Consider the following 9849-nt stretch of genomic DNA (forward strand, 5'->3'; position numbering starts at 1 on the left):
GGTGAGCTGCCCGTGCGCATTCCGGTGGATCGAGACGGTCCGACCCCGATCTGGCGCCAGGTCGCTGCCGCACTGCGCACCGAGATCCTCAGCGGGGCGCTGCCTCCCGGAGCTCGGCTGCCCTCCACCCGCCGACTGGCCGCCGACCTGTCCGTGAGCCGGATCCTGGTCGAGAACGCCTACGCCGAGCTCGCCGCCGACGGCCTGGTCGAGGGGCGACCGGGGAGCGGGACGTTCGTGGCCGGCGCGGCGCCGGGCCGTCCGGTCTCGACCGCACCCGTCGACGAGGTCTCCTTCCGCGGGGTCGGCGACCCCGATCTCTACCCGGTGAAGGCGATGACGAACACCATCCGAGACGTCGTGCGGCGCGACGGCTCCGCGGTGCTCGGCTACGGCGCCGAGGTCTCCGGCCACCCGCCGCTGCGCGCGACGATCGCGCAGATGCTGGCGTCCCAGGGCATCCACGTCGATCCACGCGATGTGTTGATCACCTCGGGGTCCCAGCAGGGACTGGCGTTGGTGTTCTTCGCGCTGCTCCGTCGCGGCGACCCCGTCGTCGTGGAGCGCCCGACCTACGACGGCGCACTGGAGCTGCTTGCCAACCTCGGCGCCGAGGTGATCGGCGTCGACGTCGACCGGGACGGCATGCGCGTGGACCAGCTGGCCGACATCGTCAGCCGCCACCGTCCGCGCCTGATCTACACCGTGCCGACCTTCCAGAACCCCACCGGCGCGTCCCTGGCCGGCGACCGGCGACGCCGCCTGCTCGAGATCGCGGAGTCGGTCGACGCGGTGGTCGTCGAGGACGACTTCGTGGGCGACCTGCACTACGACGGGCCCACCCAGCCGGCCCTGCGGTCGCTCGCCTCCCCCGGCCGGGTCGTCTACCTCGGGACGTTCTCCAAGCTGCTCATGCCCTCGGTCCGCGTGGGCTACCTGGTCGCGGACCGGGAGCCGATGGAGCGCTTCGTGTCGATGAAGCGCTCGCTGGACCTCTCGACCTCCCTGCTCATGCAGGTGGCGCTCGACCGGTACCTCGCCGTGGGCCGGTACCAGGCGCACCTCGCGCGCTGCGCTCGGCTGTACCGGCCCCGCCGGGACGCCCTGGTCGCCGCCGTCCGGCGCGACCTGGGCTGGGACGTGAGCCCTCCGACCGGTGGGCTCTTCCTCTGGGCACGGCTCCCGTCGGGCCTGGGCTCCGGCGCGCTGGCCGACGCGGCCGAGAAGCGTGGGACCGGCCTCGCCGCCGGCGCCCCGTTCTTCCCCGACGGTGTCGGCGGCGAGCGCTTCGCGCGCCTCAACTTCGTCGTCAACGGCCCGGAGCGGATGCGCGAGGGAGTGCGCCGCTTGCAGCTCGCGGTCGAGGACCTGCACGGGCCCGCGCAGCGGTGAGCAGCCGCCCGGGCGGCTGCTCGGTCAGTCCTCCTCGCGCCGGGTCGCGACCATGCGCCCGACCCAGCCACGCAGCCGCCGGCGCCGTGTGCTGCGCCGGCACGAGCGCCGCTGGTCCTCCGCGATCCTCTGGCGCGCGGCGTGGAGGATGAGCTCCGGGTACGCGTCCTTGATCTCCATCAGGTGTCCTCCTTCCAGGTCATGCCTTGAACCTAGATCGGAGGACACGTGACGCCTACGGCCACTCAGGCCGCAGTTCGGTCAGGCCAATCGCTCCCCGAGGCGCTGCTCAGCAGCTGAGGCCGTCCTCGGGAACCGTGCCGTCGACCAGGTAGTCCTCGACGGCCTCGTCGACGCACTCGTTGCCGGAGTTGTAGCCGGTGTGGCCGTCGCCGTCACGGCTCACGAGCACGCCCGACTCGAGCTGGTCGGCGAGGTGGACCGCCCAGTCGTACGGCGTCGCCGGGTCGCGGGTCGTCCCGACCACGACGATCGGCGCGGCACCGGCGGCACGGACGCGCCGGTCCTTCTCGCTGGAGCGGACCCGGATGCCGCCGCAGTTGGTGAGCCCCCAGGCGAAGACGCTGCCGAACGTGGGCGAGGCCTTCTCGAAGTCCGGCAGGTTGGCGGCGACCTCGTCGGGAGCGATCGCGTAGGGGTCGTCGAGACAGCTGATCGCGTAGATCGCCTCGGAGCTGTTGTCGGTGTAGCCGTCGGCGCCGCGGGAGGTGTAGAGGTCGGAGAGCTGCAGCAGCACCGAGCCGTCTCCTGCGAAACCGGCCTTGAGCGCCTGGCTGAGGATCACCCAGTAGTCGCGGCTGTAGAGCGGGAGCACGATCCCGTAGAACGCGTTGCCCACCTCGAGCTCGCGCCCGCCGCTCCCCGGGAGCGGGTCGGCGTCCACGGAGTCGATGAAGTCGCGGATGCGCTGGAGCCCCTCGTCGACCGAGTCGCCGAGGAAGCAGCTGTCGGTGCCCTCGACGCAGTTGGAGACGTAGGCGCGCAGGGCCGTCTCGAAGCCGGCGGCCTGCTCGAGGCTGAGCTCGCGAGAGCTGATCGAGAGGTCGACCGCGCCGTCGAGCACCAGGCGGCCGACCTTGTCGGGGAAGAGGTCGGCGTACGTCGCGCCCAGCTTGGTGCCGTAGGAGGCACCGAAGTAGGTCAACGTCGACTCCCCGAGGGCCGCGCGCAGGACGTCCATGTCGCGCGCCGCCTCGACGGTGGTGACGTGGGCGGCCAGTGCGCCGGACCGCGCGGCGCAGCCCCGGCCCAGGGCGTCGATCCAGCCCTCGTAGGTGGTGACCTCCTCCGGCGTGTCGGGGTCGGGATCGCCGGCCAGGTAGGCGTCGAGCTCGTCGTCGCTGAGGCAGTCGACGGGGTCGCTGTCACCGGTGCCGCGCGGGTCGAAGCCGACCACGTCGTAGGCGTCGAGCAGCGGCTCCCGGAACACCTGCGCCGCGCTCGCGGCGTAGTCGGTGCCGGGCGCGCCCGGCCCGCCGGGGTTGACGACCAGCGACCCGATGCGCGCGTCGGGGTCCTGGGCGGGCACCTTGAGCAGGGCCAGGTCGATCGTGTCGCCGCCCGGGTCGGCGTAGTCGAGCGGCACGGTGAGCGTCGAGCACAGGGCCTCGTCGTCGGGGCACTGCGACCACCGCAACGTCTGGCCGTAGAACTCCGCCAGCGCAGGGTCGGGGGGCTCGGTCGCCCCCGGGTCGGGCGTCGTGGTGGGCGCGTCGGTGCGCGGAGTGGAGGACGTGCCGCCGTCGTCGGAGTCGAGCGCCGCGAGCACCGCGACACCCCCGACGCCGAGCAGCAGCGCCAGGACCACGAGGACGACCAGGGCACGCCTCACCCGGTGCGCACCTCCGGCGCGACGAGCGCGACCATCATCGACTCCAGGGCCAGCATCGGCTGCACGTTGAACTCCAGCATTTGCTCCCGGGCCTCGAAGATCGCCGCGATGCGGCGCAGGTGCGCCTCGGGCGGGGAGGTCCGCGCCAGGAGGGCGATGTCGCCGCGGATCTCCTCGTTGACCAGGACGCCCGCCGTGCCGAGGGACAACGCGATCGCGTCGCGGTAGACCGAGACGAGGTCCATCAGGCCGCGGTCGACGACGTCGAGGTGACGGCGCTTGGCCCGCGTCTTCTGGTCCTTCTCGAGGTCGCGCAGGGCCGGGGCGTACTCGCGGGGGCGCCGGCCGCGTTCGACGACGCCGTAGGCGCTGTCGAGGTCGGCCTTCTCACGCGCGTCGAGCTCGCCGGTCATCAGCTCGGCCTCCTGCTTGGCCAGCTCGCTGAGGCTCGAGGCCGCGTCCATGCAGGCGCGCAGGGTGACCAGCCGGGCCGGCAGGGCGACGACCTCGCGACGCCGGTTGCGGGTCGCCTCGTCGCGGGCGAGCGCTCGGGCCCGGCCGATGTGACCCTGGCTGGCGCGTGCGGCGTACGACGCGAGCGCGGCGTCCACGCCGTCGGTGCGACCCAGGAACGAGGCGACGTCGTCCACGGTCGGCGTGGTCAGCGTGACCAGGCGGCACCGGGAGCGGATCGTGGGCAGCACGTCCTCGACCGTGGGGGCGCACAGCATCCACACCGTGCGGGGAGCGGGCTCCTCGATGGACTTGAGGAGCGCGTTCCAGGCGCGTTCGGTGAGCCGGTCGGCGTCCTCGACGACCATGATCTGCCAGCGCCGCCCGACCGGGGCGAGTGCGGAGCGCCGCACCAGGTCACGCATCTCGTCGACGCCGATCGAGAGCTTCTCGGTGCGGATCACCGCCACGTCCGCGTGGCTGCCGGCCAGCACGGTGTGGCACTCGTGGCAGCTGCCGCACCCGCGCTCGGCGCCGGTCCGCTCGCACTGGAGGGCTGCAGCGAACGCGACCGCGGCGTTGGACCGTCCCGACCCGGGCGGCCCGGTGAACAGGTAGGCGTGGCTCATGCCCTGCCCGTCGGCGGCGGCCCGGAGGACCTCGATCGCGTGTCGCTGGCCGACCAGGTCGTCCCAGACCGTCCCGCCGCTCATCGGCGGGCCGCCTGGGACAGCAGCGGCGCGACGCGGTCGCGCACCGCGCGGGCGATGTCCTCGCGGCCGGCCCGCGCGTCGATGACGAGGTAGTGGTCGGGGTCGGCGGCGGCCATCGCGAGGTAGCGTTCGCGCACCCGCAGGTGGAACTCCAGCGACTCGCCCTCGATGCGGTCGCGCTCGTCGAAGCGCCCGAGCCCGTGCTCGGGGTCGAGGTCGAGCACCACGGTCAGGTGGGGCCGCAGGTCGTGGGTGGCCCAGCGGGCGATCCGCTCGACCTCCCCGATGTCCAGGGCGCGGCCCGCACCCTGGTAGGCGAGCGTGGAGTCGACGTAGCGGTCGGTGATCACGACGGCGCCCCGCTCGAGGGCGGGCAGCACGACGGCGTGCACGTGCTCGGCCTTGTCGGCGGCGTAGAGCAGGGTCTCGGTGCGGTCGGAGATCTCACCTGTCTCGGGGCTCAGCACGATCGCGCGGAGCTCGCGGCCGACCTCGGTGGCCCCGGGCTCGAAGGTGAGCACGACCTCGTGACCCTCCTGCTCGAGCCAGCCACCGAGCAGCCCGGACTGGGTGGACTTGCCCGAGCCGTCGCCGCCCTCGAAGCACACGAACACGCCGGTGGCGGCGTACGAGGCAGCTGGGGTGGCGGGACCGGTGCTCACGCGAGGAACCTACGGGGCGGCGCCGACGCAATCCACCGGGGGTCCACAACCGCGACCTCGATCCGCGCGAGATGATGCCGAGCCCCGAGATCCCCTGGTCAGGGTGGGGGTCTCGGGGCTCGGACTCGGGTGGCCTCGCGCCTACCGACGGAACAGCGTGACGAGCTCTCCGTTCTGGGGATCGATCTGGTCGGTGTCGTCACCCGAGAGCAGACCGATGAGCAGCATGGAGAGCAACCCGACGGCGGCGATGCCGAGGACCACCAGCATGAGTGCTCGGCGGCGGGCGGGGGTGGGATCAGCCATGCACGACCGGTACCCACCCGTCGCCGAGCGATGTCCTCCGAGGTCCTCCGAGGTCCTCCGAGGTCCTCAACGGTCCTCAGCGGTCCTCAGCGGTCCTCAGCGGTCCTCAGCGGACGCCGGGTGGCTCCGCTTCGAGATGGGCCATCTCCTCGACGAGCTCGTCGGGCGGTGGCGGCGTGGGCTCGGTCTCGCCCGCGCCACCGGTGCCGGCGGTGCGCTTCTTGTTCCAGACGTCGAAGGCGACCGCGGCGAGCAGCACGAGCCCCTTGATGGCCTGCTGCCAGTCGATGCCGATGCTGTTGAGCGACATGCCGTTGTTGAGCACGCCCATGACCAGACCACCGATGATCGCGCCGATCACGGTGCCGACACCGCCGGTGACCGCTGCGCCGCCGATGAACGACGCGGCGATGGCGTCGAGCTCGAAGTTCACACCTGCCTTGGGGTTGGCGGCCGTGAGGCGAGCGGTCGTCACCAGGCCGGCGAGGCCGGCGAGGAGGCCCATGTTCGTCATCACGAGGAAGTCGACCCGCTTGGTGTTGACGCCCGACATCGTGGCGGCGTCGACGTTGCCGCCGATCGCGTAGACGTGCCGGCCGAAGACCGTGCGAGACATGATGAAGGTGTAGATCCCGATCAGGGCGAACAGGATCAGGCCCACGATCGGCAGGCCGCGCGCGTCGGCGAGGAGGTAGCTGAACTCCAAGATGACCGCGCCGAGCACGACCTGCTTGAGCACGAACAGCCCGAACGGCAGGACCTCGAAGTTGTAGCGCTTGGAGGCCGCGCGCTTGCGGAAGTCGAAGAACACCAGCAGGGCGACCACGAGCACGCCGAGGAGCAGGGTCAGGTTGTGCAGGTCGGTGTCGGGACCGATCTCGGGCAGGAACCCGTTGCCGATGTCCTTGAAGCCCTGGGGCAGGCTGCCGACGGTCGCGCCCTCGAGGACGACGAGCGTGAGGCCGCGGAAGAGCAGCATGCTGGCCAAGGTGACGATGAACGCCGGGATGCCGACGTACGCGACCCAGAAGCCGTGCCAGGCGCCGATCAGGGCGCCGAGCGCGAGGCAGAGGATCACGGCCAGGAACCAGGGCACGTCGTGCTTGGTCATCAAGATCGCGCCGACGGCGCCGACGAACGCGGCGACCGAGCCGACCGAGAGGTCGATGTGGCGGGCCACGATCACGATCACCATGCCGATGGCCAGGATCAGGATGTGGGCGTTCTGCACGACCAGGTTGGAGACGTTCAGCGGCTTGAGCAGCACACCGTCGGTCGTGAACTGGAACAGGATCACGATCGCCGCGAGGGCGATGATCATCCCGTACTGGCGGATGTTCCCGCGCAGGATGGTGGTCAAGGAGCTCATCAGTTATCTCGCATCCGCTGTCATGTACCGCATGAGGGACTCCTGGGTGGCGTCCCCACGCTTGAACTCGTGGGTGATCACGCCCTCGGCGAGCGTGTAGATCCGGTCGCACAGCCCGAGCAGCTCGGGCAGCTCGGAGGAGATCACCAGGACACCCTTGCCCTCGCGGGCGAGGGTCTGGATGATCCCGTAGATCTCGAACTTGGCGCCGACGTCGATGCCGCGCGTGGGCTCGTCGAGGATCAGCAGCTGCGGCTCGGTGTAGAGCCACTTGCCCAGCACGACCTTCTGCTGGTTGCCTCCCGACAGCTGGCGGACCCCGGTGGTCACCGTCGGCGCCTTGATGCCGAAGCTGCGCCGGTAGCGCTCGGCGACCAGCACCTCCTCGCGCTCGTCGACCGTGAGCCCCTTGCGGAGCCGGTCGAGTCCGGCAGAGGAGATCGAGGTCTTGACGTCGTCGAGGAGGTTGAGGCCGAGCCCCTTGCGGTCCTCGCTGACGTACGCGATGCCGGCCTTGATGGCGTCGTGCACGGACTTGAGCCGCAGCTCCTTGCCGCCGAGGGTGATCGTGCCGTGGTGCTTGCTGCCGTAGGAGCGTCCGAAGACGCTCCGGGCCAGCTCGGTGCGCCCGGCGCCCATCAGTCCCGCGATGCCGACGATCTCGCCACGGCGCACCGAGAGGCTCGCGCGGTCGATCACGACCCGGTTGTGGTCCATCGGGTGCATGACACTCCAGTCCCGGACCTCGAGCAGCACGTCGCCGATCTGGGGGGTGTGGTCGGGGAACCGGTGCTCGAGGCTCCGGCCGACCATCCCACGGATGATCCGGTCCTCGTCGACGCCACCGGCGGTGACGTCCAGCGTCTCGATGGTCTTGCCGTCACGCAGGATCGTGATGGAGTCGGAGATCCGGGCGATCTCGTTCAGCTTGTGGCTGATCATGATCGAGGTGATGCCCTTGCCCTGCAGCCCCTTGAGCAGGTCGAGCAGGTGGTTGGAGTCCTCGTCGTTCAGCGCAGCGGTCGGCTCGTCGAGGATGAGGAGCTTGACCTCCTTGCTCAGCGCCTTCGCGATCTCGACCAGCTGCTGCTTGCCGATGCCGAGGTTCTTCACCGCGGTGAGGGGGTTCTCCCGCAGGCCGACGCGAGCCATCAGCTCGATGGCTCGGCTGTTGGCCTCGTCCCAGTTGATGACGCCCCGGGTCGCGGTCTCGTTGCCGAGGAAGATGTTCTCGGCGATCGAGAGGTCGGGGATGAGCGCCAGCTCCTGGTGGATGATGACGATGCCGGCCGCCTCGCTCTGCCGGATGTTGGTGAACTCGACGGGCTGTCCTTCGTAGACGATCTCGCCTTCGTAGGTCCCGTGCGGGTGGACACCGCTCAGCACCTTCATCAGCGTCGACTTGCCGGCGCCGTTCTCACCGCAGATCGCGTGGATCTCACCACGCGCGACGGCGAGGTTGACGTCCGACAGCGCCAGCACGCCGGGGAAGCGCTTCGTGATCGAGCGCATCTCCAGGATCGGCTGGGCCATGGGGCCACCTCCTCGGTGGATCAGGGTTGGTAGCCCGCGGGCGGACCCGGGATCGCCGAGCCCGCCCGCGGGAGGATCACTTCAGCTCGTCGGCGGTGTAGTAGCCCGTGTCGACGAGGGCCGTCTGCACGTTCTCCTTGGTGACGAGCACCGGGTCGAGCAGGTAGGACGGGACGACCTTGACGCCGTTGTCGTACGTCTCGGTGTCGTTGACCTCGGGCTCGTCGCCCGCGCTGATGGCCTTGATCATGTCGACGGTGACCTTGGCAAGGTCGCGGGTGTCCTTGAACACGGTGGAGTACTGCTCACCGGCCATGATCGACTTGACCGACTGCACCTCGGCGTCCTGGCCGGTGACGACCGGCAGGGCCTTGCCGCCGCCGCCGTAGCCGTTGCCCTGGAGGGCGGCGATGATGCCGAGCGAGAGGCCGTCGTAGGGCGAGAGCACGCCCTGGACCGTCTTGGAGGCGTAGGTCTTGGTGAGGATGTCCTCCATGCGCTTCTGGGCCGTGGCCGGGTCCCAACGCAGGATGGCGGCCTGGTCGAAGTCGGTCTGACCCGAGGGCACCACGATGTCGCCGGAGTCGATCATCGGCTGGAGGATCGACATGGCGCCGTTCCAGAAGAACGTCGCGTTGTTGTCGTCGGGCGAGCCCGCGAACAGCTCGACGTTGTAGGGGGGCTCACCGGTGGCCTTGAGACCGTCGACCAGCGACTGGGCCTGGATCACGCCGACCTTGAAGTTGTCGAAGGTCGTGTAGTAGCTGATCGCGTCGGAGTCACGGATCAGGCGGTCGTACGACAGGATCTCGATGTCCTGGCTCGCCGCGGTCTCGAGCACGTCGCCGAGGGCCTTGCCGTCGATGGCCGCGATGACCAGCATGTCGACGCCCTTGGTGACCATGTTCTCGACCTGGGAGACCTGGGTCGGGATGTCGTCCTCGGCGTACTGCAGGTCGACGGAGTATCCGGCGTCCTCCAGCTGCTTCTTGATGTTGTTGCCGTCGGCGATCCAACGCTCCGAGGACTTGGTCGGCATCGCGACACCGATGGTCCCGCCGCCGCCGGAGCCGCCGTCGCCCTTCGAGTCGTCGTCCCCGCCGCACGCGGCGAGGGTCAGCGCAAGGCTGCCTGCGACGATCGTGGTGAGTAGCTTGCGCATGCACCTTCTCCAATTCACTACCTGGGGGCGCAGGTCCGTCCTGTGCCCTGCTCCGGTCGCCGGTCCCATCACAGGCCCTGCGCCAGTCGGTGGTACGCCGCGCTCCACTTCAGCTCCTTGGTCAGGCCGCGGATGGTGGTGTCGGCGTCGATCAGCACGAGCTCCGTGCTGAGCATCTCCGCGAGGTCCTCGAGGTGCTCGGCGCTCAGCGCGGTGGACAGCACCGTGTGGTGCGGACCGCCGGCTGCGAGCCAGGCCTCGGTGGACGTGCGGAGGTCGGGGGCCGGTCGCCACACAGCGCGGGCGACCGGGAGGTTGGGCAGCGGCTCGGCCGGCGGGACGACCTCGATCTCGTTCGCGACGAAGCGGAACCGGTCGCCGAGGTCGGCGGTGCCGAGCACGACGCC

The 9849-nt window shown here is 70.4% G+C and carries 9 protein-coding genes and 1 pseudogene; 1 reads left to right on the forward strand and 9 read right to left on the reverse strand.

The features are described 5' to 3' along the window. Window positions 1-12: 12 nt before the first annotated feature. A complete protein-coding gene (locus Q0L15_RS07575; RefSeq protein ID WP_296603364.1) occupies window positions 13-1392 on the forward strand; it encodes a PLP-dependent aminotransferase family protein in 1380 nt (459 codons plus the stop codon). A 24-nt stretch (window positions 1393-1416) separates the two neighbouring features. On the opposite strand, the gene Q0L15_RS07580 is transcribed toward Q0L15_RS07575, so the two are convergent. The 9 genes and pseudogenes from Q0L15_RS07580 to Q0L15_RS07620 all read right to left on the reverse strand — a co-directional run. After that, window positions 1417-1572 carry a hypothetical protein gene (locus tag Q0L15_RS07580; protein WP_296603366.1) on the reverse strand — a complete coding sequence of 52 codons (156 nt, stop codon included), beginning with the start codon at window positions 1570-1572 and terminating at the stop codon, window positions 1417-1419. 109 nt (window positions 1573-1681) lie between these two features. After that, on the reverse strand, window positions 1682-3244 hold the full coding sequence (locus Q0L15_RS07585) for an alpha/beta hydrolase (protein WP_296603368.1): 1563 nt from the start codon (window positions 3242-3244) through the stop codon (window positions 1682-1684). After that, the gene (locus tag Q0L15_RS07590; protein WP_296603369.1) at window positions 3241-4410 is read right to left on the reverse strand and encodes a DNA polymerase III subunit delta'; all 1170 of its coding nucleotides are present in this window, start codon (window positions 4408-4410) and stop codon (window positions 3241-3243) included. Before Q0L15_RS07590 ends, Q0L15_RS07585 begins: the two co-directional genes overlap by 4 nt. Beyond that, window positions 4407-5072 (reverse strand): dTMP kinase, encoded by a 666-nt coding sequence (gene tmk, locus Q0L15_RS07595; RefSeq protein ID WP_296603370.1) that lies wholly within the window; start codon window positions 5070-5072, stop codon window positions 4407-4409. The genes Q0L15_RS07590 and tmk overlap by 4 nt, the downstream gene beginning before the upstream one ends. A gap of 141 nt (window positions 5073-5213) precedes the next feature. Next, complete coding sequence (locus tag Q0L15_RS07600) at window positions 5214-5378, reverse strand: hypothetical protein (protein WP_296603371.1); 165 nt, start codon at window positions 5376-5378, stop codon at window positions 5214-5216. A gap of 106 nt (window positions 5379-5484) precedes the next feature. Further along, window positions 5485-6747, reverse strand: a complete 1263-nt coding sequence (mmsB, locus tag Q0L15_RS07605; protein WP_296603372.1) for a multiple monosaccharide ABC transporter permease — start codon at window positions 6745-6747, stop codon at window positions 5485-5487. 3 nt (window positions 6748-6750) lie between these two features. Continuing rightward, window positions 6751-8280: a multiple monosaccharide ABC transporter ATP-binding protein gene (gene mmsA / locus Q0L15_RS07610; RefSeq protein ID WP_296603374.1), complete on the reverse strand. Its 1530-nt coding sequence runs from the start codon at window positions 8278-8280 to the stop codon at window positions 6751-6753. Window positions 8281-8356: 76 nt separating this feature from the next. Next, window positions 8357-9442, reverse strand: coding sequence for a multiple monosaccharide ABC transporter substrate-binding protein (chvE, locus tag Q0L15_RS07615; RefSeq protein ID WP_296603375.1), 1086 nt, complete (start codon window positions 9440-9442; stop codon window positions 8357-8359). A 68-nt stretch (window positions 9443-9510) separates the two neighbouring features. Continuing rightward, window positions 9511-9849 (reverse strand): annotated as a pseudogene (locus tag Q0L15_RS07620) (L-arabinose isomerase); the annotation flags it as partial.

Origin of the sequence: Nocardioides sp. (assembly GCF_024509035.1) — a bacterium.
In the GTDB taxonomy this organism is placed as follows: domain Bacteria; phylum Actinomycetota; class Actinomycetes; order Propionibacteriales; family Nocardioidaceae; genus Nocardioides.

Excerpts from the sequence above, each read along its gene's own strand:
- Q0L15_RS07580 (WP_296603366.1), bottom strand. The coding sequence starts at position 1,572 with ATGGAGATCAAGGACGCGTACCCGGAGCTCATCCTCCACGCCGCGCGC.
- Q0L15_RS07590 (WP_296603369.1), bottom strand. The coding sequence starts at position 4,410 with ATGAGCGGCGGGACGGTCTGGGACGACCTGGTCGGCCAGCGACACGCG.
- Q0L15_RS07600 (WP_296603371.1), bottom strand. The coding sequence starts at position 5,378 with ATGGCTGATCCCACCCCCGCCCGCCGCCGAGCACTCATGCTGGTGGTC.
- mmsB (WP_296603372.1), bottom strand. The coding sequence starts at position 6,747 with ATGAGCTCCTTGACCACCATCCTGCGCGGGAACATCCGCCAGTACGGG.
- mmsA (WP_296603374.1), bottom strand. The coding sequence starts at position 8,280 with ATGGCCCAGCCGATCCTGGAGATGCGCTCGATCACGAAGCGCTTCCCC.
- chvE (WP_296603375.1), bottom strand. The coding sequence starts at position 9,442 with ATGCGCAAGCTACTCACCACGATCGTCGCAGGCAGCCTTGCGCTGACC.